19 protein-coding genes are annotated in these 22625 nt (G+C 72.2%); 16 read left to right on the top strand and 3 right to left on the bottom strand.

The window, feature by feature from the left end:
- The first annotated feature begins 19 nt into the window (after positions 1-19).
- The 8 genes from ACSRUE_RS36120 to rodA all read left to right on the top strand — a co-directional run bounded on the left by ACSRUE_RS36120 (position 20) and on the right by rodA (position 8566).
- Entirely contained in the window at positions 20-979 is a 960-nt protein-coding gene (locus ACSRUE_RS36120; RefSeq protein ID WP_441287544.1) for a prolipoprotein diacylglyceryl transferase, read from the top strand.
- A gap of 528 nt (positions 980-1507) precedes the next feature.
- Positions 1508-2443 (top strand): RNA recognition motif domain-containing protein, encoded by a 936-nt coding sequence (locus tag ACSRUE_RS36115; RefSeq protein ID WP_441287543.1) that lies wholly within the window; start codon positions 1508-1510, stop codon positions 2441-2443.
- 195 nt (positions 2444-2638) lie between these two features.
- Positions 2639-2800: a 50S ribosomal protein L33 gene (gene rpmG, locus ACSRUE_RS36110; protein WP_012235039.1), complete on the top strand. Its 162-nt coding sequence runs from the start codon at positions 2639-2641 to the stop codon at positions 2798-2800.
- Positions 2801-2912: 112 nt separating this feature from the next.
- Complete coding sequence (locus tag ACSRUE_RS36105; RefSeq protein ID WP_441287542.1) at positions 2913-3947, top strand: rod shape-determining protein; 1035 nt, start codon at positions 2913-2915, stop codon at positions 3945-3947.
- A 147-nt stretch (positions 3948-4094) separates the two neighbouring features.
- The gene (mreC, locus tag ACSRUE_RS36100; protein WP_437768735.1) at positions 4095-4952 is read left to right on the top strand and encodes a rod shape-determining protein MreC; all 858 of its coding nucleotides are present in this window, start codon (positions 4095-4097) and stop codon (positions 4950-4952) included.
- 4 nt (positions 4953-4956) lie between these two features.
- Positions 4957-5481 (top strand): hypothetical protein, encoded by a 525-nt coding sequence (locus ACSRUE_RS36095; RefSeq protein ID WP_437768734.1) that lies wholly within the window; start codon positions 4957-4959, stop codon positions 5479-5481.
- Entirely contained in the window at positions 5478-7433 is a 1956-nt protein-coding gene (gene mrdA / locus ACSRUE_RS36090; protein ID WP_441287541.1) for a penicillin-binding protein 2, read from the top strand. Before ACSRUE_RS36095 ends, mrdA begins: the two co-directional genes overlap by 4 nt.
- Complete coding sequence (rodA, locus tag ACSRUE_RS36085; RefSeq protein ID WP_441287540.1) at positions 7430-8566, top strand: rod shape-determining protein RodA; 1137 nt, start codon at positions 7430-7432, stop codon at positions 8564-8566. The genes mrdA and rodA overlap by 4 nt, the downstream gene beginning before the upstream one ends.
- A 36-nt stretch (positions 8567-8602) precedes the next feature.
- On the opposite strand, the gene ACSRUE_RS36080 is transcribed toward rodA, so the two are convergent.
- The 3 genes from ACSRUE_RS36080 to ACSRUE_RS36070 all read right to left on the bottom strand — a co-directional run bounded on the left by ACSRUE_RS36080 (position 8603) and on the right by ACSRUE_RS36070 (position 11825).
- Positions 8603-9904, bottom strand: a complete 1302-nt coding sequence (locus ACSRUE_RS36080; RefSeq protein ID WP_441287539.1) for a GTP-binding protein — start codon at positions 9902-9904, stop codon at positions 8603-8605.
- Positions 9905-10034: 130 nt separating this feature from the next.
- Positions 10035-10736, bottom strand: a complete 702-nt coding sequence (locus ACSRUE_RS36075) for a PA14 domain-containing protein (protein ID WP_441287538.1) — start codon at positions 10734-10736, stop codon at positions 10035-10037.
- Between the two features lie 93 nt (positions 10737-10829).
- Positions 10830-11825 (bottom strand): rhomboid family intramembrane serine protease, encoded by a 996-nt coding sequence (locus ACSRUE_RS36070; protein ID WP_441287537.1) that lies wholly within the window; start codon positions 11823-11825, stop codon positions 10830-10832.
- Positions 11826-12156: 331 nt separating this feature from the next.
- Between ACSRUE_RS36070 and ACSRUE_RS36065 the strand changes: the two genes are divergently transcribed.
- From ACSRUE_RS36065 to ACSRUE_RS36030, 8 genes are all read left to right on the top strand, one after another.
- Complete coding sequence (locus ACSRUE_RS36065) at positions 12157-12819, top strand: RNA polymerase sigma factor (RefSeq protein ID WP_441287536.1); 663 nt, start codon at positions 12157-12159, stop codon at positions 12817-12819.
- Positions 12816-13676: a hypothetical protein gene (locus tag ACSRUE_RS36060; RefSeq protein ID WP_441287535.1), complete on the top strand. Its 861-nt coding sequence runs from the start codon at positions 12816-12818 to the stop codon at positions 13674-13676. The genes ACSRUE_RS36065 and ACSRUE_RS36060 overlap by 4 nt, the downstream gene beginning before the upstream one ends.
- A complete protein-coding gene (locus ACSRUE_RS36055) occupies positions 13676-14278 on the top strand; it encodes a hypothetical protein (RefSeq protein WP_437768726.1) in 603 nt (200 codons plus the stop codon). The genes ACSRUE_RS36060 and ACSRUE_RS36055 overlap by 1 nt, the downstream gene beginning before the upstream one ends.
- Positions 14279-14362: 84 nt before the next feature.
- Positions 14363-16216, top strand: coding sequence for a DnaJ domain-containing protein (locus tag ACSRUE_RS36050; RefSeq protein ID WP_441287534.1), 1854 nt, complete (start codon positions 14363-14365; stop codon positions 16214-16216).
- A gap of 160 nt (positions 16217-16376) precedes the next feature.
- Positions 16377-18206: a molecular chaperone DnaK gene (dnaK, locus tag ACSRUE_RS36045; protein WP_012235052.1), complete on the top strand. Its 1830-nt coding sequence runs from the start codon at positions 16377-16379 to the stop codon at positions 18204-18206.
- A gap of 34 nt (positions 18207-18240) precedes the next feature.
- Positions 18241-19575, top strand: a complete 1335-nt coding sequence (locus ACSRUE_RS36040) for a hypothetical protein (protein WP_441287533.1) — start codon at positions 18241-18243, stop codon at positions 19573-19575.
- A 106-nt stretch (positions 19576-19681) separates the two neighbouring features.
- Positions 19682-21709, top strand: coding sequence for a M1 family metallopeptidase (locus ACSRUE_RS36035; protein ID WP_441287532.1), 2028 nt, complete (start codon positions 19682-19684; stop codon positions 21707-21709).
- Positions 21706-22608, top strand: coding sequence for a hypothetical protein (locus ACSRUE_RS36030; RefSeq protein WP_441287531.1), 903 nt, complete (start codon positions 21706-21708; stop codon positions 22606-22608). Before ACSRUE_RS36035 ends, ACSRUE_RS36030 begins: the two co-directional genes overlap by 4 nt.
- The last annotated feature ends 17 nt before the right edge of the window (positions 22609-22625 follow it).

The following is a 22625-nucleotide window of genomic DNA, read 5'->3' as shown; positions in this document are numbered from 1 at the left end:
GCTGCGCTAGGGGAGCGACGTGTCAGGCCCTCTGATCCCTTACATCGAGCTCCCCGAGATCCCGCTCGCTTTCCTGGAGCACATCCCGCTCGTGGGGCAGCTCATCGATCCGGCGAAGCCGCCCTCGATCAAGCCGTTCGGCACGCTGGTGGCGCTCGGCGTCTACCTCGGCGCCGTGGTCGCCACGCGGCACGCGCGCGAGCGGCGCCTCGACGAGAAGAAGATGAGCGAGTTCATCTTCTGGGTCGTGGCGGCCGGGTTCATCGGCGGACACGTCCTCGACGCGATCTTCTATCACCCGCAGCGGGTCGCCCGAGATCCTCTCTACCTCTTCGCGCTCTGGGATGGCCTGTCGAGCTTCGGCGGCTTCACCGGCGCGCTGATCGGCGCCTTCGCGTGGCGCTTCTATCGTCGCGAGCGGATCATGCCCTACTGCGAGGTCGTCAACAGCGCGTTTCCCCTCGCGTGGGTCTTCGGGCGCGCGGGCTGCGCGTCGGTCCACGATCATCCAGGCCGTATTTCCGACGCATGGTTCGCGGTCCAATACCCGCTCGGGACGGGACATGTCGGCCGGTTCGATCTCGGCCTATATGAGTGTGTGCTCGCGATCCCGCTCGCGATCGCGTTCGCGGTGCTCTGGCGCCGGAACCCCCATCGTCCGCTTGGTTTCTACACCGGGATCATGTGCACCGCGTACGCTCCGGTGCGGTTCGCGCTCGATTTCCTGCGCGAGCGGGAGGGCACGGTCGTCGGCGGCGATCCGCGTTATGCCGGTCTCACGCCCGCGCAGTGGGCATGCTTCGGTCTGTTCGCGGTGGGGCTCTATTTCCTGCGCATGGCGGCGCGCGGCGAGCCGTCGAGCGCCGGGTCGAGCCCGCTGGACGGCGCTTCGCGCGTCGCGGACGACGATCCGTCCGACGAGGACGAGGACGATGAGGCCGAGGCGCCTCGGGCCTCCCGCGCCCGGGCCGAGAGGTGATCCCGCACCTGGGCGCCTTGGACCGGTCGTCTCGGGTTTCGGGCAGATCCACGCCGCGCGATGCGCTCATCCGCTGGGCGGCGCTGGGCCGCTCGGCCCTCCCGAGCGCCGGGTTTCCCGAGCGCCGGTCTGGCGATACCCGCCTGTGACGGAGCGCGCGCTGCGGGGGCCCTGGTCGCCTGGACCGGCGCCCCGGTCCTCCGGACCGGCGCTCGCGTGAGGGGCGAAGGCGGGGAGGGGCGCGGAGGGGCCACGGACGGCTCCTTCCGGGCCTTCATTTGGCTCGCCCGCCCGTGGCGGGTCCCTTGACGCGCCAAGGGCGCCAGATATCGTGGGGTGGAGTTTGCACCAGAGGGTCGGCCCGCCGACCTTCGCTCGATTGAGCTCGGTCGCTCCTTCCGCCGACGGAGGGGCGAGAGAGGCGATCGAGAGGCGCGCTCGCGAAAAGCTCCGCGTCATCGACATCGATCACGGAGCGAGTGGACCAAATAAGAGGGAACGCAGGGGCCAACCCCAGGTTTTTCTACAATGGCTGAAGATTCGCGTAAGTTGTTCGTGGCGGGCTTGCCCGACTCCATCACCGAAGACGTTTTGCGGCAGCTCTTCGAGGCCACCGGCGGCAACGTCGTCGAGGTCAGTCTTCCGAAAGATCGCGCGACGGGTCGTCCGCGCGGGTTCGGCTTCGTCACACTCTCGACGACCGGCGAAGCCAACGCCGCGCGCGAGTCGCTCGACGGTTCATTTCAGGGCGGCAAGTCCATCTCGGTCCGCCCCTTCCAGGCCGAGCCGCCGCGGCGCGAGGGGCGCCCGATGGGCCCCGGCGGTGGCCCCGGCGGCGGTCCAGGTGGCCCTGGCGGCGGTGGCGGCATGGGCGGCGGCGGGCTGGCTGCAGCGCCCGATCGCACCCTCTACGTTGGCAATCTCCCCTACGACGCGAGCGTCGAGGAAGTCGAGGGGCTCATCGGCTCGACCGGCGCCGGTCCGGTGGTGCGGGTCCACCTCCCCATGGATCCTGACGGTCGCAAGCGCGGGTTCGGCTTCGTGACGATGGCGAGCGCCGAGGCGGCGCGCGCCGCGATCGATGCCCTGCGCGGCGTGGACGTGCGCGGTCGACGGCTTGTCGTCAACCTCGCTCACCCGAAGGGGGAGCGGCCGGCGCGCGAGGAGCGTCCGGGCGGCTTCGGCGGCGGTGGCGGCGGCTTCGGCGGTGGTGGCGGCGGCTTCGCCGGCGGCGGCGGCGGCTTCGTCGGCGGCGGCGGCGGTGGCTTCGGCGGTGGTGGTGGTGGTGGTGGCGGAGCTCCTCCGCCGCCTGCGCGCAAGACCTTCGATGATCGCCGGCGGCGCGGCGCCCACGACGGGGACGGTCCTCCCGGCGCCGGCGGCGGCGCCGGTGGTGGTGGCCGGCGCAGCAACAACAAGAACTGGGATCGCGGCCGCACCGGTGACGACTGGGACGACGAATGAGCGCTCCCGGTTGACAACTGCATCGTTTCTCGTAGGGTAGCGCCCTCCAGACGGGCGGTCGGGCGTCGCTGATCCGGCACACGTCCTCTGGTGCCCCCCGCCGGTTGCGGTGCTAGCGCTTCCCGTGCTGCCCGTGCCTAGGTTCAACCAGGGCCGCCTGTGGAAACAGGTCGGCCCTGCCTTCGGAGACCTCCGATGCGCGACATCATCAAGCTGACGTGCGGCAACTGCGGCCGCGCGAACTACCACACGACGAAGAACAAGCGGACGATGACGGACAAGTTCGTCATCAAGAAGTTCTGCCCGACCGAGCGCAAGCACACCGAGCACAAAGAAGGCAAGATCTCGAAGGGCTAGGCCACGCTGCACCGCTGGCCGCCGCCGCCGGGCCCGCGCGAGCGGGCACCTGGTCGGGTTGCTGCGTCCTCCGCGGTGCTCGGCTTAACCTTTTTCCTTCTAGGGCGAAGCGATGATCTTCGACTGGCTCTACGGCCTGTTCTCGAACGATCTCGCGATCGATCTCGGCACCGCAACCACCCTCATCTACGTGAAGGGCAAGGGGATCGTGTCATGCGAGCCCTCGGTGGTCGCCGTCCAGCGCGATGCTCGCGGCGGCAAGAAGGTGCTCGCCGTCGGCCGCGAGGCGAAGGAGATGCTCGGTCGCACCCCCGGCAACATCCAGGCGGTGCGACCGCTGCGCGACGGCGTCATCGCCGACTTCGAGATCACCGAGGCGATGCTCCGGTACTTCATCGCGCGCGCGCACAACCGCCGCACGCTCGTCAAGCCGCGCATCATCATCTGCGTCCCGTTCGGCATCACCGAGGTCGAGAAGCGGGCGGTGAAGGAGAGCGCCGAGGGCGCTGGCGCGCGCGAGGTCTACCTCATCGAAGAGCCCATGGCGGCCGCGATCGGCGCCGGGCTGCCGATCACCGAGCCGAGCGGCAACATGGTCGTCGACATCGGCGGCGGCACGACCGAGGTCGCCGTGATCTCCCTCGCCGGCATCGTCTACTCGCAGAGCGTGCGCGTCGGCGGCGACAAGATGGACGAGTCGATCATGGCCTACATGAAGCGCAAGTACAACATGGCCATCGGCGAGCAGACCGCGGAGCGCATCAAGATCACGGTCGGCAACGCGTACCCGCTCGAGCAGCAGCTCACGATGGAGGTCAAGGGGCGCGACATGGTCGCGGGCATCCCCAAGACGGTCATCGTCAACTCCGACGAGATCCGCGACTCGCTGAGCGAGCCGACGAACGCCATCGTGGACGCCGTGCTCATCGCGCTGGAGCGCACGCCGCCCGAGCTGGCGGCCGACATCGTCGACAAGGGCATCGTGCTCACCGGCGGCGGCTCGCTCCTCAAGAACCTCGACGTGCTCCTCCGCGAGGAGACGGGGTTGCCCGTGATGGTGTGCGACGACCCGATCAGCGCCGTGGTGCTCGGCAGCGGCAAGGCGCTGGATCACCTCGAGCTCTTGAAAGAGGTCACGATCAGCTGAGGGTCGTCTTCGTGTCCCGCCCGTGAGCACGCCGGCGGGGGTGTTTGCGGCGCGCGGCGAGCCGCCCCGCCGGGGTGGGTGCCGCGCGCGGCGTCGAGAGGGGTGGCCTCGCGGGGCGCCTCGTACTACCTGGGTCCGGGAGCCACGGTGAACCTCAAACGCTACCGCGACTTCGTGATCGTGCTGTTGGCGCTCGCGGTGCCGTTCTGGTTCCTGCGCGCCAGCATGCGCGACCCCAAGCAGAACACGGGGGCCGACCGGATCATCATCAGCATCGCGGCGCCGATCCAGTACGCGGCCGCGACGCTGGCGCGCGGGATCTCGAACCTCTGGGGCGACTACATCTACCTGGTCGACGTCAAGGAAGACAACGCCAGGCAGGCCTCGCAGATCGCCCGCCTCCGAGAGCGGGTGCGGAAGCTCGAGGCGCTCGAGGAAGAGAACCGCCGTCTGCGCAGGCTGCTCGACCTGCGCCAGAGCCTCCGGACCGACGTGGTGAGCGCCCTGGTCGTCGGCAAGAGCACCAACGATTTCTTCCGGGTGGTTCGCGTCACGCTCGATCGCGAGGCGCGGGACATCGGCTCCAACTTGCCGGTCCTCTCCGCGGACGGCGTCGTCGGCACCACGCTGAAGAGCGCCGGCGACACGGTCGACGTGCGGCTCGTCGTCGACGGGGGCAGCGGCGTCGACGTGGTGGTCGAGCGCACCGGCGCGCGCGGCTTCGTCCGCGGCACGGGCGACGAGAGCAAGTACTCCTGCAGCGTCGAGTACGTGCAGCGCACCGACGAGATCGAGGTCGGCGACCTCCTCGTGACGAGCGGCGTCGGCCGGCGCTTCCCGAAGGGGATCCCGGTCGGGACCGTGACGCAGGTCGTCCGTCGCGACTTCGGCATCTACCAGCAGGTGTACGTCGCGCCGGCGGTCGATTTCTCCCGGCTGGAGGAGGTGCTCATCGTGACGACGACCTCGCCGGAGGAGACGCCCCCCCAGGCGCAGCGGAGGTGACGCGATGAGAAACTCCGCGTTCCTGGCGATGGGGGCCGCTCTGCTGATCCTTCAGTCGAACCTGTTCCGGCTCATCGGCAAGCTGAACATCCCGGGCTCCACGCCGAGCCTGCTCCTGCCGCTCGTCGTGTTCATGGGGGTGCACGAGTACTCGATCGCGCGGGGCGCCGCGCTCGCGTTCCTGCTCGGGTACCTGCTCGATCTCTTCACCGGCGCGCCGGTCGGCCTGTTCACCTTCATCACCGTCGCGACCTTCGTCGTCTCGCGGGCGGCCGGCGTGCGGCTCGCCGCGCAGACGCTCCTCACGAAGATCGCGCTGGCCTTCGTCTTCGGCCTCGTCGAGGGGGTGCTCATCGTGATCCTCACCGCCATCTTCGGGGGCGACGCGGCGCGCACCCGCGCGCTCGCCCGGCTCGTCGCGCCGCACGCCGTCTCGACGGCGCTGTTCGCGCCGTTCGTCTTCCAGCTGGCCGAGCGCGTGCACCAGGCGACGATCAACGTCCCGCGGCCAGGGGAGAGCCCGCGGTGAGCCTGCTCGTCCAGCGCTCCGACGTGAGCGAGTTCCGCCGGCGCTTCCGGTGGATCGCGCTCGGCATGGTCGTCGGATTCATGGTGCTCCTCGTTCGCCTGTTCTACCTGCAGATCCTCGAGGTCGACGAGAACAAGGCCATCGCTCGCGAGAACATCGTTCGGCGCGTGACGCTCGCGACCACGCGCGGGATCCTCCGGGACAAGAACGGCAAGGTGCTCGCGGCGAGCCGGCCGTCGTACAACGTCTACGTCGTCCCGCGGCGCCTCGACATGGAGGCGACCTGGCCGAAGCTCGTCGAGTACCTCGGCATCGGGATCGAGGAGCGCGCGCGGCTGGAGGCGCTGATCACCTCGATCCGTGCCGACGAGGGCCCGCGCAAGAACCAGCAGATCCTGCTCAAGGAGGACATCTCGCGCGACGCCGTGGCGACCTTGGCGACGCATGACGCCGAGCTGCCGGGGATCGACGTGGTGCCCGTCCCGGTGCGCTACTACCCGTACGAGGAGGTCGGCTCGCACGTCCTCGGCTACATGGCCGAGGTGGACGCCGAGCGGCTCGCGTCGCTCCGCAGCATCGGGTACATCGAGGGCGATCGCATCGGCGTCACCGGCATCGAACGCGCCTGGGAGAGCTACCTGCGCGGCACGCGCGGCTGGGAGAAGGTGCTCGTCGACGCCAGGGGGCGGCGCAGGGCGGGCGGCGACGGGATCATCGAGGAGCCGCGGCGGGTGGACCCGATCCCCGGCCGCGATCTCCGGCTGACGCTCGACGCCGACATCCAGAAGGCGATCGACAAGGCGATGCGCGGCGAGCTCGCCGGCGGCGTCGCGGTCATCGACGTGCGCACCGGGCGGATCCTCGGGCTGTACTCGAAGCCCGGCTACAACCCGAACGCGCTCTCCGGCGGCTCGGGGAAGCAGGTCATCCGCGACGCGTTCCGGCGGCTCTACTCGGATCCGCTGAAGCCCGCGCTCGACAAGACGCTGTCCGGTGCGTACCCGCCCGGCTCGACGTTCAAGCCGTTCACCGCGCTGGCGGCGCTCGAGAAGGGGCTCATCGATCCCCGCCAGTCCTCGCGGTGCAGGGGCGCGCTGACGTTCGGCAAGCGCACCTTCCGGTGCACGCACGTGCACGGGCCGGTCGCGATGCAGCAGGCGATCGCCGAGTCGTGCAACGTCTACTTCTACCGGCTCGCGGCGGAGTACGGCGTCGGCATGGACGTCATCGCGGAGATGGGCCAGCGCTACGGGCTCGGCGCGCGGACGGGGCTCGGCATCAACGCCGAGGCGGGGGGCAGGATGCCCACCCGGGCGTGGATGACGCTCCGGAACAAGGGCCAGTTCCGCCTCGGGTTCGGCCTGAACGCGGCGATCGGCCAGGGCGCGACGACCGTCACGGTGCTCCAGCTCGCGCTCGCGTACGCGGCGCTCGCGAACGGCGGTACCCTGTACCAGCCGCAGATCGTGCGGGCCGTCGAGACGAGCGCCGGCACGGTCGTCCAGGAGTTCACGCCGCGCGTGCGCCGCCAGATCGACATCCGGCCGGAGAACCTCTCCCTCGTGCACCGCGCGATGGTCGCCGGCGTGAACGAGGAGGGCGGCACGGCGTTCAAGGCGCGCGTCGCGGGCGTGGAGATGGCGGGCAAGACGGGGACCGCGCAGGTCTCGCACCGGCTCACCCGCGGCGTCGAGGCCGAGCGGGTCTGGTACTTCAACCGCGAGCACGCCTGGTTCGCCGGCTACGCGCCGGCGCGCTCGCCCGAGGTCGCCGTTGTCGTGCTCGTCGAGCACGGCGGCACGGGCGGCAAGCACGCGGCGCCGGTCGCCTTCGAGGTCGTCCGCGCGTATCAGGAGCTCGCGAAGGAGCGCCGCGGCGGCCCGAACGAGGGGCCGCGCGCGGGCAAGAGCAGCGCGGGCCGCGCGCCCGCCGCGTCGGGGCGCGCGCCATGATCCGGGGTGACTCTCTCTCTTCGCGCGAACGCGATCATTTCGACTGGCCGCTCTTCATCGCCGCGGTGGCCATCGCGGTGCTCGGCGTCGTCAACCTCTACAGCGCGACGAGCGTCTACTCCGGCGCGCGCGCGGAGCTCTACATCAGCCAGGTGTACTGGCTGTTCATGGGCGGCATCATCGGCGGCGTGCTGATCGCGCTCGACTACCGGCACCTCGAGCGCCTCGGCTACGTGCTCTACACGTTCGGCGTCTTCTCGCTGGCGCTGGTCTTCGTGCTCGCGCGCGACGTGCGCGGCTCCGCCCGGTGGATCGAGTTCGGCGCGTTCCGGTTCCAGCCCAGCGAGTTCATGAAGCTGTTCCTGGTCATCGCGCTGGCGAAGTTCCTGCACGACGATCCGCGCAACGAGGGCCGCACCCTCCGCGATCTGGCGATCCCGGCGGCGCTGACGGCGGTCCCTGCGCTCCTCGTGCTCAAGCAGCCCGATCTCGGGACGGCGACCATCCTCGTGTTCGTGTTCCTGACGATCGCGGCGGTCACGCGCGTGCGGTGGAGGAGCGCCGCGCTGTTCGTCGTGTCCATCGCGGTGGCGATCCCGATCATCTGGGAGTACGTGCTGCTCGACTACCAGCGCGCGCGCGTGCTCGTGTTCCTCCACCCCGAGGAGGACCTCCTGCACCGCGGCTGGCACGCCCACCATTCGCGCGTGGCGATCGGCAACGGCGGGCTGTTCGGCAACGGGTACCTCCGGGGCACGCAGAACCAGTTCCTCTTCCTGCCGGATCAGTTCTCCGACTTCCCGTTCCCTGTCTTCGCCGAGGAGTGGGGGTTCGTCGGGGGCGTGGTGCTCGTGTGCCTCTATGCGTTCCTGGTCGTGTGGGGGATCCGCATCGCGTCGATGGCGAAGGACCGCTTCGGCGCGGTGCTCGGCGTCGGCTGCGCGGCGATCATCTTCTGGCACGCGGTCATCAACCTCGGCATGACCTCGGGCGTTCTGCCGGTCGTCGGCGTCGGGCTGCCCCTGTTCTCGTACGGCGGATCGAGCGTGACCACGGTGATGGTGGCGATCTCGCTGCTCATGAGCGTGTCGATGCGCCGCTACTCCGGCGTCGCCTCGCTCGATCGCCTGTGACGGCGCGGCGGGCGTGCTCCCGCCGTTGGGACCGCGTCAAATCGCGCTTTCTGCGAGCCGCGCCTCGATGACGAACGCGAAGGCCTTGAGCGCGTCGCGCTCGGTGATCTCGCCGCCTGCGCGCGCTCTGCGGACCACGGCGCGAAAGCCGAGGTAGCGGCGCCCGTCCAGGCCGAGCAGCGCCGGCACCGTCGCTGGTTCACGCGCCGTGCCGCTCGAGCCCGCGAGCTCCGCCGCTCTGTCGAAGATCCCCGCGACGAGCGCGTCGCAGCGCTCGAGCGCCACGGCATACCGCTCCGCGGCGATCGTCGCCTCGATCTCCGCGATCGCCTCCCGCTCGGCGGTCGGCCAGAGCGCGGCGAACGAGAGGCCCGCCTGGGTGAGGTGCCTCGTCGCCGCGGACGGGCCGTCCGCGCGCGCGGTCGCCGGGGCGTCCGCCGGCGCGGCCAGCCTCCGGGCGGCGAGCCGCAGCGACGACGGGAGCCCGCGGCTCACCGGATCTCTGGCGCCGGCGCTGCGCGGCGCGAGCTCGCCGCCAGGCGACGCGGTGACGCCGGGCGCGGCCGCGCCCTCGCTCGGGTCGCCGATCGTCGAGTCCGGCGGCATCGTCGACCACGGCTTGCTGGGCGGCGCGAGCCGCGAGATCACCGCGTCGAGCGGCGCCGACGGCGGCGGCGACGCGTCTCGCAGGGCGGAGGCGAGCCCGCCCTCGATCGCGTCGAACCCGCCCAGCCCGCTCCCCATCGCGTCGGGCAGGCGGCTCTCGAAGGCGCGCAGGACCGCGGCGCTGATCTCCTCGAGCCCCTCGTACAGGCCGAGCCCCGTCTTCGCCGACGTGGCCAGCGAGAAGACGCGGGACGGGTTCAACATCGCGTCGAGCTCCGAGATCGGCAGCAAACCGGGCAAATCGCGCTTGTTGTGCTGGAAAATGTGCGGGACATGCTCCAGCGCCCGCCCCTGCTCGGCGAGGTTCTCGCGCAGGTTCTCCATGCTCTCCATGTTGGCGTCGGCGCGAACGGCCTGCGAATCGCTGACGAACACGATGCCGTCGGCGCCCGTGAGCACCAGCTTTCGGGTCGCGTTGAAGTAGACCTGCCCTGGCACCGTGAAGAGCTGGAGCCTCACGTTCATCCCGCGCAGCTGCGGGAGCCGGACCGGCAAGAAGTCGAAGTAGAGCGTTCGATCGACCGGCGTCGCGAGGGAGACGAGCTTGCCGCGGTACTCGGGCTTCGCCGTGGCGTGCAAGTACTCCAGCGTGGTCGTCTTGCCGCCCAGGCCGGGCCCGTAATAGACGATCTTGAAGACGAGCTCGCGCGACAGTGGGTTCACCGACGCCATGGGCGGCGGCGACGATACACGAAAAGGCGAACGAGAGCGCCGGCGTGTGCGCGGGCGCATGAAAGCCAGGCGCGCGCCCCGCGTGCCCGCCAGGGCGGGGCGCCGGAGGCGCGGCCGGCGCGGCGCGCCGTCAGCGGAGACCGATGAGCGGCTCGAACTTGTCCTTCTGGCCGATCTGGAGCGTGAGCGCGACCTGGCCCCGCTGCGCCTGGAAGTAATCGAGCCGCAGCCGGTGCGTCCCCTCCGTGAGGCGGGCCTCGCCGTCCACGGTCTTCGCGCTGTGGACTCCGTCGTTCGCGACCACGCGCTTGTCGTCGATGTAGAGCACCGCGCCGTCGTCCGAGGTGAGCCTGAGCTGGAACACGCCTTCCTGGGGCGCCTTGAACTCGCCCTCGAACCGGATCGCGAACCACTCGTTCTGCGTGAGCGCGCCCGGGAAGCCGCCGGAGAAGTCCTGCGACTTCACCTCGAACTTGTCCGTGAACAGCACCGCGAACGGCACGAGCCCGTCGAAGGTCGGCAGCTTCTGGGTGTTCTCGGGGATCACGTACGCGAGCCCCCGGAAGGCGCCGCCCTCCCCGTTGCCGAACGCGTTCGGGGCGGTGATGCGCGGCGCGTTGTTCGTGGGCAGGCGCCACTTCGGGGTCCTGCGCCGCTCGGGCTCCGGGTCGGGCTTGGCCGGCTTGCGCGACCGGGAGGCCTTCTTTGCGGGCGGCGGGGGCGGCGGCGAGGCCTCTGCCGGGGTGTTGCCGCTCTGGATGGTGACATGGCAGCCGCTGAGGAGAGACGCGGCAAGCACGCACGAGGCGATGTGCGACGAGGTTCGGACCATGACGTCTCCTGAGAGGGAACGGACGGATCGGCCCGCCCCCACGTGAATGCGAGGATGGCGCTTAGACGTTCGAGCCGTGCGCCGCAATCAGCGTCACGTCGCGTCAGGAGCCCCCGGCACGAGCGAGCCCGCAGGTCGAGGGCCGAGCGCCTCCTCGGGAGGCCCCTTGGGCTGGCCGTGCAGCACGGGCCCGGGCGCCTCCTGCCGCGCGTTCCCGTCGAGCGATTCCACGGCGCGCCAGACCGGCGAGCGCTGGGCGAGCGCGAGCGCGGCGAGGCAGGCGAGCACGCTGGCGAGCGCGCCGGCGTTCATCACGCCCTCGTACCGGCCCCGCGCGGGGCCCGCGTAGCTCAGCCCGAGCAGGGCGCCGCTGACGAGGCCCCCGATGTGCGCGGCGTTGTTGATGCGGATGCCCGTGCTCGACGCGTTCACGACGAAGCCGAAGAGGACGATGTAGAACACGGCCTGGAGCGCGAGGTCCTTCCATCGCGGGTCGCGGCGGCGGAGCAGCCAGCCGAGCAGGAGGCCCATCACGCCGAACACGGCGCCGCTCGCGCCCGCGGTGCACACGACCTCGGGCTGCACGAAGAGGTTCCATGCGGCGCTCGCGCAGAAGCCGAACAGGCCCGTGAGCACGTACGCGATCGCGAACCGCGCCGAGCCGACGGCGGGCTCGGCGGCGCGGGCGAGCATGCCGAGCGTCACCATGTTCATGCCGAAGTGGAGGACGCCCATGTGGACGAAGACCGCGGAGAGCAGCCGGAACGGCTCGAAGGGCACGCCGGGCGCGAGGAGGAGCGCGCCGAAGCGGAGGTAGCTCGACGCGTCCCACGCCGAGAGGAGGCCGAGATCGCGGGAGTGCGCGGCCATCAGCTGGCCGACGAACACGAACGCCGTGAGCCCGCCCAGGATCTTGGTCGCGAGCAGGCTTCGCCCGTCGAGGCGTCCCCTGGTGGGCGCGGCGTGGGCAGGAGGCGCGAGGAGCGGCGCGCCGCAGCGGATGCAGCGGCTGAAGTCGCCGCCGTTGAGGGCGCCGCAGCGCGCGCAGTGCAGCGAGCGCCTCCGTTCTCCGGACGGCCCCGCCGTCACAGGGCGGCCCCGAAGCGCTGCCCGGCGCCGGGGTGTGGGGGGGACATGAACGCTGTATCGAGGGTCACCTGGGCTCCTTTCACGCCGGACGCTCGGCGTGGAGGCCGGCACAATGTGGCGGCTCCTGGCCGTAAGGTCCACGGGTTTGGGCCGTTGTCGAGGGGTGAATGCCGTGGCCCTCCCGCGCTCGGTTCCGCCTGTCGCTGGCGAGCCGCCGCGCGCCCTCCTCGCGGGGGGCGCGCGCCCTCCTCACGGGGGGCGCGCAGGCGGCGCGCAGGCGCTCCTGGGCCGCGGGGCGCGCCGGCCCGAGAGGGGCGCGAGGCGGACACCGGTGCGCTCCGTTCTGCGTCCGGGTATCGTCGCCGCTGTGACGGCGGTGGCAGCAGCGAGGCCCGATCTCGAGGCGGAGCGCCTGCTGTGCGAGCGCGCGGCGCAGGGCGATCGCCTCGCGCTCGGGCAGCTGCTCCGCAAGTACGGGCCGGCGCTCTACCGCGCGGTGCTGTTGCCCCGCCTCGGCTCCGACGCGGCCGCGCAGGACGCTCTGGCCGAGACGTACGCGCGCGTGATCGAGCGGTTCTACCAGTTCCAGTGGCAGAGCTGCGGCATCTATCCCTGGCTCCGCGTAATCGCCCTGCGCATCGCGCTCGACATGCTCCGCGCGCGCCGCCGCGAGGCGCTCTTCGGGCCCGAGGATCTTCAGCGCGAGATCGACGCCGCGGAGACCGACCTCACCGCGCGTGGAGAGGCCGAGCTCTGCGAGAAGCGAGATCTCGCCGACGCGCGGGCGCGCGTCGAGGACGCGCTCGGGCGCCTCAACCCCCGTTACGCCGAGGCGATCCGGCTCCGGGTGCTCGACGAGCGGCCCCGCGACGAGGTGGCCCTCGCGCTCGGGGTCAGCGTGGCGACGTTCGATGTCGTCCTGCACCGCGCCATGACCGCGCTGAAGAAGGCGCTCGCCGCGCCGCGCGCGGAGCGCAAGGAAGGAGCGCGATGAAGCCGCGGCTGCCCTCGGATCCGCGCTCGCCGACGACCGGCGACGGGCCCCCGGAGCGCCGCGCCGGCGCGGACCGCGGCCGGCGGCTCGCGCTCGTCGTGCCCGGCGTGGAGCCCGTCGCGCCTGCGTCCGACGACGAGCTGGGCGCGGCGCGCGGGCTCGCGGAGGCGCTCGAGCGCGGCGAGGTCCCGCTCGCGGACGCCCTCAGGGCGGCGGCCCGCCCCGCCGGGCTCGACAGGGCGGACCACGAGGCGCTGCTCGCGCGCGCGCTCGGCGACGAGGGCGCGCCGCCCACCAAGGCCGAGCTGCGCGCCGCCGAGCGCCTGCGGGAGGCGCTGGAGCCCCGCGCCACTTCCGGCGGCGGGCCGGGGCGGGGTGGCGGCTCCGGCGGCGAGGGGGCGCTCGGCTCGCCCGACGCGCGCGACGAGCTCGCGGAGCTCGCTGTCGCGCTCCGGTCCGCGTGGCGTCCGGCGGCGCTCCCGGAGCTCCCGGGGCGCGCGCTCATCGACCAGGCCTTCCGCGCCTCGCCCGCGCGCGGCCCCCGGCGCATCGCGCCGGTGACGATGGCGGCGCTCTCGACCCTCGCCGCGGCCGCGGCGGCCGTGGCGCTGATCGTCGGCCAGATCAGGGAGGAACGCGCCTCCGTCGCGCGCGCGCCCGCGACGGAGGCCGCTGCTCCTGCCGCGGCGCTCGCCGCGCGGCCCCTGCTGATCGAGGCGCGCTCGACGGCCGCGCTCTTCGATCCGGCCGCGCCCTTTCCGCGGGAGGGCGGTCAGACGGAGCGGATCGATCGCATCGCCGCCGCGCGCGCGTCCGATCTGCGCCAGAACCGCTACGCGGCGTGGGGGGTGCGCTGATGCGGGGCTCGCGCCTCGTCGCCGTCTGCCTGGGGCTCGTCGCGGCGGCGCATTTCGGGTGCGCCCCGGGCGACGAGCGGGCGCGCGCTGCCGGGGGCCCGGGCGATCCGGCGTGCGCGTGCGCCCCGGCCCAGGTCGTCGATCCCACGCTCCTCGCCTTCCTCTCGAGGGCGCGGGCGGCGCACCATGCCGCCGACGTCGCGCTCGGCGCGGGCGATCGCGCCGCTGCGCTCCGCGCCCTGGAGGGGATCATCGCCGCGCCGAGGCCGCCGGGGGCGCCGCCGGAGGTCGCCGAGGTGACGGCGGACACGTACGCCCGGCTGGCGGAGCTCCGGAGCGAGGCCGGCGAGTTCGACGCCGCGGCGCGCGACATCGACGCGGGCCTCGGGCTGGCGCCGGCGCCTTCTCATTATCAAGGCCACCTCTACGAGGTCGCGGGCGTGGTCGAGGAGCGCCGCGCGAAGGCGCTCGAAGCGAAGGGGGATCGCGAGGCGGCGACGCAGGCCCGCGCGCGGGCGGTCGGGCTGCTGGAGCGGGCGATCTCGATCCAGGACCGGGTGATCACCGAGGCCCTGACGGGCCCCGGGGAAAAGCCGCGCTGAAGGGCGCGCTCGCCGTGGTCTGCAATTGCGACGGGCGCGTGTTCGTCGTTAGACTCGAGCGGGAGGGGGCCGCCGCTCGACCCGATGACGTTCCGTGTTCCAAGGCCGAAGCCCGGGTACGATCTCAAGTCGCTCCCGCTGAACCCCGCGGAGGCGTTCCTCCTGTCCCGCATCGACGGCGTCCTGACGGATCGGGATCTGTCCTTGATCACGGGAATGTCGCACGGCGATACCGTCGAGGCGCTGCGCCGCTTGCGCGATCTCGGCGCGATCCTCCTGGACGGGGAGCCCTCCGGACAGCCTCCGCCGCGGGACGCCGCGCGGCGCGCGGCCGCGGTGGATCCGGAGAAGACGATGCCGTCCGGGTCCGAGGCCGCCCCGCTCGGCCGGGGCGCGCTGCAGCAGATGGAGTCCCTGCCGCTCTACGATCCCGCCGAGCTCGACGAGCCGGTCGAGCTCGCCTCCGACCGGAAGCGGCGGATCCTCGACCTCTACTACCGCCTCGAGGATCTCAGCTATTACGCGCTGCTCGGCGTCGCGGATCAGGCGGACAAGAAGCAGATCAAGAGCGCCTACTACCAGCTCGCGCCGGAGTTCCATCCGGACACCTACTTCCGGAAGCAGCTCGGCTCCTACAAGCAGAAGATCGAGGCCATCTTCACGCGCATCACGCTGGCGCACGACACGCTGACGTCGAAGCAGCGGCGCGCCGAGTACGACGCGTACCTCGAGCAGACCCACAAGAACCGGACGATGGCGGCGCTGATCGAGCAGACGCCGCGCGACATCGCCACGATAACGACCGCCGTCGACGCCACGGTGCGCGCCGCGTTCGCCGATCCGCGCGACATGGGCGCGTCGCCCGGGCGTTATTCCTCCGAGCGCGCGCCCGCAGAGCAGGGCGCGTCCGCTGTGTTCTCCGGCGCCGCCGCGCCGGTTCAGCCGTCGCCGACGCAGCCTCCCGCAGGACGGGGCTCGCCCGACAACGGAGGCGCGCCGGCGCGGAGCGCAGCGCCGGCCTCGCCTGTCGCGCCTGCTCCCACCGCCAAGGACCGGCGTGAGACGTTCGCGCGCAAGCTCACCGGAGGCTTGAGGCGCGCTCCGCCGGGGGCGCCCTCTGCTTCGGCGGCCGCTGCGTCCGGAGCGGCTTCAGCGCCGGCCGCGGCGACTGCTGCGCCTCGGGCGGCCGCCGCGCCGGCTGCGCCGGCCGCTGCGCCTCGGGTGGCCGTCGCGCCGGCTGCGCCGGCCGCTGCGCCTGGAACGGCCGTCGCGCCGGCTGCCTCGGCAGGCGCCCCTGCGGCGCCGCCGAAGACCCCTTCCGGCGTGCGTTCGCCGGAGTCGATACGGGCGGTCGAGGCGCTCAAGGCGCGTTACGAGAGCGCCCGCAACGAGGCGCTCCGGAGCCAGATCGCGCGGTACTCCGACGTGGCTCGGGCCGCGCTCGAGCGGAGCGAGTTTGCGAGCGCGGCCAACGCCTACCGGATCGCCGCGTCGCTGGCCCCGGAGGACGCCGAGCTCCAGAGGGCGTCGGCCGAGGTGGAGCGCCTCGCGGCGGTGGCGCTGGCGGAGGGGTACCTCAAGCAGGCCGAGTACGAGGCACAGAACGGCCGCTGGGTCGAGGCGGCGCTGAGCTATGTGAAGGTGTGCAACGGCCGCCCGGACGACGCCGGCGCGCACGAGCGGGTCGCGTATGCGACGCTCCAGGCCGGGGAGAGCTCGCGGCGGGCGGTGGAGTTTGCGCGGCGAGCGGTGGAGCTCGCGCCCGCCTCCGTGGAGTACAGGATCACGCTCGCGCTGTCGTACGCGGCCGCGGGGTTCGCAAAGAGCGCGGCCGGCGAGCTCGAACGCGCCGCCGAGCTCGCAGGGAACGATGGTAGGCTGCGCGGTCTCGTCGCGCAGGCGCGCGAGCAGGCCAAACAGCAGGGGAAGCAAGTCTAGCGCCGGCCCTTACAGAAGGCGCGCCGGCCTCGGACAGGCCCGGGGCGGCGCCTTCCGCATGGCCGGCGCACGATTGGCCCGCTCGGCTCCGCGAAACGGTCTAGCATCGTGGCCTCAGCGGCCGTTCGGGCCGAAGATCACAAGAGGAGCAGCGGCATCGATGGAGCGTGTCATCGGCATTGACCTTGGCACCACGAACTCGTGCGTTGCCATCGTCGAGGAGGGCGTCCCGACCGTCATCCCGAATCGCGGTGGGTACAAGACGACGCCGTCCATGGTGGCGATCACCGAGGCCGGCAAGCGGCTCTGCGGGCACATCGCGAAGCGGCAGGCGATCACCAACGCCGAGAACACGGTCTACGCCGCGAAGCGGCTGATCGGCCGGAAGTGGTCGTCCCCGCAGGTGAAGAACGCGATCCTGACCGCCTCGTACAAGATCGTCGAGGGGCCGCACGGCGACGTCCGCATCCAGCTGCGCGACAAGACGTACTCGGTCCCCGAGATCAGCGCGATGGTCCTCCAGGAGATGAAGCTGTTCGCCGAGGACTACCTCAACGAACCGGTCTCGAAGGCGGTCATCACGGTCCCCGCCTACTTCAACGACAACCAGCGGCAGGCGACGAAGGACGCGGGCCAGATCGCGGGGCTCGACGTCATCCGCATCGTCAACGAGCCGACGGCGGCGGCGCTCGCGTACGGGTTCGGCAAGAACGTCGAGAAGACGATCGCCGTCTTCGACCTCGGCGGCGGCACGTTCGACATCTCCGTGCTCGAGATCGGCGCGGGCGGGGTCTTCAAGGTCATCGCCACGGCGGGGGACACGTTCCTCGGCGGCGAGGACTTCGACGCGCGCGTCATCGACTGGCTGGTGCAGGGCTTCAAGGAGCAGCACGACGTCGACCTGCGGCAGGACCGGATGGCGCTCCAGCGGCTCAAGGACGCGGCCGAGAAGGCGAAGTGCGAGCTGTCCAGCGTCCTGGAGACCGAGATCAACCTGCCGTTCATCATCTCGAGCGCGCGGAACGAGGCGCTGCACCTCCAGCGGACGCTCTCGCGGGCCACGCTGCAGGAGCTGTGCGAGGACCTCGTCGAGCGGTGCATCGAGATCTGCAGCCAGACGCTCGAGGACGCGCGGCTCGACCGCGACGAGATCGAGGACGTCGTGCTCGTCGGCGGCATGACGCGCATGCCGAGGGTGCAGGAGGCCGTCCGCGACTTCTTCGAGCGCGAGCCGTGCAAGGGGGTGCACCCCGACGAGGTGGTCGCGCTCGGCGCGGCGGTGCAGGGCGCCGCGCTCGTGGACGAGACGAAGCAGATGATCCTGCTCGACGTCACGCCGCACGCGCTCGGCATCATGACGTTCGGGTCGAACTTCGAGGAGCTCATCCCGCAGAACACCACGGTGCCCACGAGCCGGTCGAAGATCTTCACGACGAGCCGCGACAACCAGACCGCCGTGAAGATCCTGGTCATGCAAGGCGAGCACCAGAAGGCGACGGACAACGAGCTGCTCGGCGAGTTCATCCTCACCGGCCTGCGCCGCGCGCCGAAGGGGCAGGTCGAGATCGAGGTCACGTTCGAGATCAACAGCGACGGCATCGTCTCGGTGAGCGCGAAGGATCTGGAGACGGGCCAGCAGCAGTCGATTCAGGTCACCGCGTCGAGCGGCCTCACGAAGGAGGAGGTCGGCGAGATGATGGAGGCGGCGAAGGAGTACCTCGTCGATCGCCGCGCGAGCGACCAGTTCGAGGGCGTCCGGCAGGAGGCCGAGAAGCTCATCGCCGAGATCGAGCGGATGTTCCCGCAGGTCGAGCAGATCGTGGCGTCCAGCGACTTCGGCCGCGACGCCATCGGCAAGGCGCGCGGGATCGTGGAGCGCTCGCGTCAGGCCATCGGCCGGCGCGACGCTGCCGCGGTCAAGGAGCAGATGGAGGCGCTCTCGCGCACCCACCGGATGTTCAAGGGTGTCGTAGCCAGGCCACAGGGGTGAGGGATGGCCGCGATGAGGGAAGACGATGCGGTCGGTGCCGCCTGACTCCAAGACCCTGGACTCCTCCTGGGGGCTCGACGAGGTGGACGAGCTCGAGGACACCCAACCGGTCGCCTCGGAGGAGCTCCTCGCGCTCGCCGCGCTCGCCCGCGAGGAGAAGGGCTCACCCCGCATGGAAACCCCGCCCGCCGGCATGCCTCTGCAGCCGGACGGCGAGGGCAAGATCACGCTCCCGCCGCCGATCCCGGTCAGCGACTACGTGGCAAAGATGATGACCCGCCGCCCTCACTCGAGCTCCGAGATCACCGCCCAGCGGCAGCGCCCTCCGGAGGCCTTTCCGCCGGAGGGGTACCCGCCCGCCCCGCCGCCGCGCAGGACGATCCCCTGGGAGCCGCCGCCCGGCTCCTCGTTCTCGGGCAAACACGGCGCTCTCGGCCGAGAGACCGCGAGGCTCGGCCTGGAGTGCGACGAGCCCGGGGTCCCGTCGCGGCCCGGCGGGCGGATGGGGTTCGGATCGCTCGACGCCGAGCGCGACTTCGGATCGGAGCTCGATGACGATCTCCTGCGCGATCCGAGCCAGTCGTACCCGCGCAGCTTTGGCGAGATCGACGTCTTCGGTGGCCCGCCGGTCGATGCGCGGGACGTCCACATCCCCCCGGCGGCGAAGGGGCGCGTCCCTCGTCCGGACGACGGCGGGCCGCTGGGCATCGATTTCCGCCTCGATCTCGGGTTCGAGGAGCCGGGCCCTCCGATGGACGAGCCGCCGATCACGCCGCCGCCCGGCACGCTCCGTTACGGCCTGCTCGTGGAGGACGACGAGCCCGCGTTCCGCGGCGGGACGGGGGCGCTCGCCGGTTCGACCTCGTACAGGGTCTCGGGCGAGGCGCAGGGCGCGGCGCGCGCTCCGCGCCGATCCGAGACCGAGCGCGCGCCTGCGGCCGTCGCGAAGGTCGACACGGGGGTTCATTCACGCGCGACCGAGCCCCACCTGAGCGCCCAGGGGCCGCGGGAGCAGATGCAGCACCGGTTCGATCAGGGCGATTTCGGCGGCGCGCTCGTCCTCGCGGAGGGCCTGCTCGAGGAGAACCCGAAGGACTGGATGGCGCGGCAGTACGCGGACAGCTGCGTCGAGACGCTCCGGCAGATGTACCAGTCGCGCCTCGGAGACGGCTCGCGGGTGTTGCGGCTCGCTGTGTCGCCGGATCAGCTCCGCTCGCTGAACCTCGATCACCGCGCGGGCTTCCTGCTCTCGTGCATCGACGGCTACAGCTCGATCGACGAGATCCTCGACGTGTCGGGCATGCAGTCGCTCGAGGCCTTGCGGCTCCTGTACGAGCTCGTGCAGGAGGGGATCGTCTGCAGCGCCTAGGCGCCGGCCTCGCCTGACGTCGCGGCGTCGCGTCATCGTTGCGAGCGGACCGCCGCGTCCCCAGACTCGCCTTTCCGCGATGCCGCAAGCTCGCTAGGTTGCACCGGTGCGCACGGCTCTCCAGGCCGCTGTCGGTCTCCTCCTCGCGCTGCTCGCCGGCCGCATGGGCGCGTCGCTCCTGTCGACGGTCCAGCCGATCGAGCCCGACGCTCCGGCGCCGGGGTCCCCGGCCGCTCCCTCCGGCGCGAGCGCCGCGCCGGCGCTGGCAGCTCCGGCGCCCGCGCCTCCGCCGGACGCCGAGCTCGCGGCCCACGCCGATCCGATCGCGAGCTACACGCTGCGCGCGAGCCTCGATCCGGCGCAGCACACGATGCACGGCGAGGGCACGCTGGTCTGGCGGAACGCGTCGCGCGAGCCGCAGCGCGAGCTGTTCGTCCACCTCTACCTGAACGCCTTCAAGGACCCGCGCACCGTGTTCCTCCGCTCGTCCGTCGACGGCTTTCGCGGTAGCGAAATGCTGTATGATTACGGTCATATCCAGGTGACCCGCTTCGCGGTTCGCGAGATGGAAGGCGCGGACGTCTGGCCCCGCGGGAAACCCACGACGCCCGGCGATCCCGACGACGAGACCGACATCCGGGTGGAGCTGCCGCGGGCCGTAGCGCCGGGCGAGGCGATCACGATCGAGCTCGCGTGGGACGCGGACCTCCCGTCGCTCGCGCTCAGGACGGGTCACCACGGGAGCTTCCACATGGTGGGGCAGTGGTTCCCGAAGATGGCGCGCCTCGAGCCCGACGGGCGCTGGGCGCACTTCCCTTACCACCGGCTCTCGGAGTTCTACGCCGACTTCGGGGCGTACGACGTGACGGTCGACGTCCCGGAGCGCTTCGCGGTCGGGGCGACGGGCCGGCTCGCGGAGGAGCGGCGGGCCGACGGGCGAGCGATCCGCCGGTTCGTGCAGGAGGACGTGCACGACTTCGCCTTCGCCGCGTGGGACCGCTTCCGCGAGCTGCGCGCCACGACCGGCGACGGCGTCGCGATCCGGTGCCTCTTCCCCGAAGGGAGCGAGCGCGAGGCGGCGCTGGAGATCGACCTGGTCCGGTTCGGCCTCGAGCGCTTCGGCGCGGCGTTCGGCCGCTACCCGTACGGCACGCTCACGATCGTGCACCCGCCGGAGGGCGCCGAGGAGGCGGGCGGCATGGAGTACCCGACGCTCATCACGACCGGCGGCAGCTGGCTCTGGCCCGCCGTGGGCGTGCGCTACGTCGAGGCGGTCACGGTGCACGAGCTCGCGCACCAGTGGTTCTACGGCCTCGTCGCGACGAACGAGCACCGCTACCCGTTCCTCGACGAGGGCCTCACCACCTACGCGGAAGCGGACGCGCTGCGCGCGCGCTACGGCGACGGCTCGTGGGCGCGCCTGCTCGGGCTCGAGATCGACCTCCGCGCGCAGTACCGCGCCGACGCGCTCAGGTCGGGCCACAACGGCGCCGTCGCCCAGCCGGCCGCGGGCTTCGTCGACGGAAAGGACTACCTCGGGCTCGTGTACGGGAGGCCCGCTGTGCTCCTCGCGACCCTCGCCGGCGTGTACGGCGAGGACCTCGTGCGGCGAGCCGTCGGCCGCTACGCGCGCGAGAACCGGTTCCGCCACCCCGGCCCCGAGGCGCTTCTTGATGCTATGCGTCGTGAGGTGGGCGATGAGGCGGCCGAGGCGCTCCGAGCCGGGCTCTTCGAGCGCGCGTGGGTCGACTACGCCGTCGAGGCGTTCGACGCATGGCCCGCGGACGGCGCGGCGCCTGCGCCGGGCGAGGCCGGGATCGAGGCGGCGGGCTACCGCGGCCGCGCCGTCGTGCGGCGCCGCGGCTCGCTCGTGCTCCCCGTCGACGTCGCGCTGCACGGCGAGGACGGCAGCGTGCAGCGGGCGCGGTGGGATGCGCGCGAGAGCACCGCCGCGATCCCTTACGCCGGCGCCTCTCCGCTCGTCGCGGTGGTGATCGACCCCGACCACCGGGTGCTGCTCGACGAGGACCTCGCGAACAACGCGCGCCGATCGCGCCCCGACCTCCTCGCGCCCGGCGTGCTCTCGCGCGCGAGCTTCGCCGTGGGGCTCGCGCTCACGCTCCTCGGGCCATGAGCGCGCCGGCGGAGCGGGGCGCGAGCGATCCGGGCTCGCAGGGGGCCGCGGTGGCCGGGCCAGGGCGCGCGGGGCGCCCCGCCGCGCACGAGCGGCCAGCCGCGGTCGCGCTGTACTTCGGCTACCGGGCGCTCGCCTCGCTCGTGGTCGCGGCGCCGCTCTCCGTCTTCGTGGCCCAGATCGTCGGCGAGTACCCGCGCGGCGACGCGATCCTCTTCGATCCCGGCGGCCTGATGCTCAGCGAGCTCGCGCGTCTCTCGGCGCACGCCGCCGCTGCCCTCGCCACGCAGCTCGGCCTGGGCACCCTGCTGGCCGCTGCGCTCGGGCTGCTCCCGCTCGCGGTGCTCCTCGCCGCGCTGAGCCGGAAGGGACCGCTCTCCGCGCAGGACCTGGGAGGCCGCGCGGCGCGCGCCCTGGGCCCGCTCGCGCTGCTCTGGGGCCTCGCGCTCGCGGCGCAGGTCGCCGCTGCGGCGCTCGTCCTGCTCCCCGGGACGAAGCTCTGCGCGGAGCTCCCGATCCTGCCGCGCGGCCGCGACCTTGCGGCGATCGCCGTCGCCGTTGTCGCGCTGGTGCCGGTCGCGGCCATCGCCCTGCTCCATGATCTCGCGCGGGTCGCCGTGGTCGGCGAGCAGCGGGGCTTCTACACCGCCGTCTCCAGAGGGCTCGACGCGCTGCGTGTCGCTCCGCTCGCGGCCGTCTGGGCCTGTGCGTCCCGGGGCGCCCTCGCGGTCGTCGCCATCGCCGGCGGGGCGTGGGTCATGCACCTCGCCGGGGTCAGCACCGGCCCGCGCGTCGCGGCCGCGCTCGCCGCGCAGCTCGCGGCGTTCGCCGCCGCGGCCTACCTGCGCGCCTCGTGGCTCGCGGCCGCCTTCCGGCTGCTCGATCGCTCCGCGCCCTGAAGAATTCCTTGACATTC

It is taken from the genome of Sorangium sp. KYC3313 (assembly GCF_052075895.1).
Classification (GTDB): domain Bacteria; phylum Myxococcota_A; class Polyangia; order Polyangiales; family Polyangiaceae; genus Sorangium; species Sorangium cellulosum_B.
The sequence above is the reverse complement of the archived record's forward strand: the minus strand, read 5'-3'. Positions and strand labels throughout refer to the sequence as shown.

What these genes read in the sequence shown, in the direction of transcription:
- ACSRUE_RS36115 (WP_441287543.1), top strand. Translation starts at nt 1,508, where the DNA reads ATGGCTGAAGATTCGCGTAAGTTGTTCGTGGCGGGCTTGCCCGACTCC.
- rpmG (WP_012235039.1), top strand. Translation starts at nt 2,639, where the DNA reads ATGCGCGACATCATCAAGCTGACGTGCGGCAACTGCGGCCGCGCGAAC.
- ACSRUE_RS36105 (WP_441287542.1), top strand. Translation starts at nt 2,913, where the DNA reads ATGATCTTCGACTGGCTCTACGGCCTGTTCTCGAACGATCTCGCGATC.
- ACSRUE_RS36095 (WP_437768734.1), top strand. Translation starts at nt 4,957, where the DNA reads ATGAGAAACTCCGCGTTCCTGGCGATGGGGGCCGCTCTGCTGATCCTT.
- rodA (WP_441287540.1), top strand. Translation starts at nt 7,430, where the DNA reads ATGATCCGGGGTGACTCTCTCTCTTCGCGCGAACGCGATCATTTCGAC.
- ACSRUE_RS36080 (WP_441287539.1), bottom strand. Translation starts at nt 9,904, where the DNA reads ATGGCGTCGGTGAACCCACTGTCGCGCGAGCTCGTCTTCAAGATCGTC.
- ACSRUE_RS36075 (WP_441287538.1), bottom strand. Translation starts at nt 10,736, where the DNA reads ATGGTCCGAACCTCGTCGCACATCGCCTCGTGCGTGCTTGCCGCGTCT.
- ACSRUE_RS36060 (WP_441287535.1), top strand. Translation starts at nt 12,816, where the DNA reads ATGAAGCCGCGGCTGCCCTCGGATCCGCGCTCGCCGACGACCGGCGAC.
- ACSRUE_RS36055 (WP_437768726.1), top strand. Translation starts at nt 13,676, where the DNA reads ATGCGGGGCTCGCGCCTCGTCGCCGTCTGCCTGGGGCTCGTCGCGGCG.
- ACSRUE_RS36050 (WP_441287534.1), top strand. Translation starts at nt 14,363, where the DNA reads ATGACGTTCCGTGTTCCAAGGCCGAAGCCCGGGTACGATCTCAAGTCG.
- dnaK (WP_012235052.1), top strand. Translation starts at nt 16,377, where the DNA reads ATGGAGCGTGTCATCGGCATTGACCTTGGCACCACGAACTCGTGCGTT.
- ACSRUE_RS36030 (WP_441287531.1), top strand. Translation starts at nt 21,706, where the DNA reads ATGAGCGCGCCGGCGGAGCGGGGCGCGAGCGATCCGGGCTCGCAGGGG.